1 pseudogene is annotated in these 493 nt (G+C 46.5%); it reads right to left on the bottom strand.

From position 1 onward, the window contains the following. Window positions 1-216: 216 nt before the first annotated feature. Window positions 217-493 (bottom strand): annotated as a pseudogene (locus tag GGG_RS20275) (phage head morphogenesis protein); the annotation flags it as partial.

The following is a 493-nucleotide window of genomic DNA, read 5'->3' as shown; positions in this document are numbered from 1 at the left end:
AAAGACCACGCCAGAGCGCCCCCAGTACCAGTGACCATCTACACGACCACCAGCATAAGCAGTGCCTTTAAATTTACGCTTCTGCCCCTCTTCGGCTTTCGGCACCTCAATTGCAGAGGCATTGAATAAATACTTCAGCCGTTCTTCATTTGGATCTGGCATTTTTATTTTCCTCAATAAAAAACCGCCCAGAAGGCGGTCATATTAATTCTTAAATTAGTTCAACAAAGGCTTGAGTGTATAAACCATCTGCCCTTCAACCACTTCTATCGAAACAACTTCAAAAGATAATCCCATCGGCATGAGAACGCCGTTGCCAGCATTTAGCATGTCTAGGTCAATACCGATCCCTTGAGCATTCTCAATCTTAATCAAGATATCACCTGCGCCTTCAGCCATCAGCAACGGCGCATTCAACTGAACCGTCTGCCCTACCTGATAAGCTGCAACCTGCTGAAGTGTCGCAGCACCCACCACGGTTGAAGCCGTATTA

The organism is Acinetobacter sp. P8-3-8, assembly GCF_000214135.1.
Taxonomy (GTDB): Bacteria; Pseudomonadota; Gammaproteobacteria; order Pseudomonadales; family Moraxellaceae; genus Acinetobacter.
This window is presented reverse-complemented; position numbering and strand designations above follow the sequence as displayed.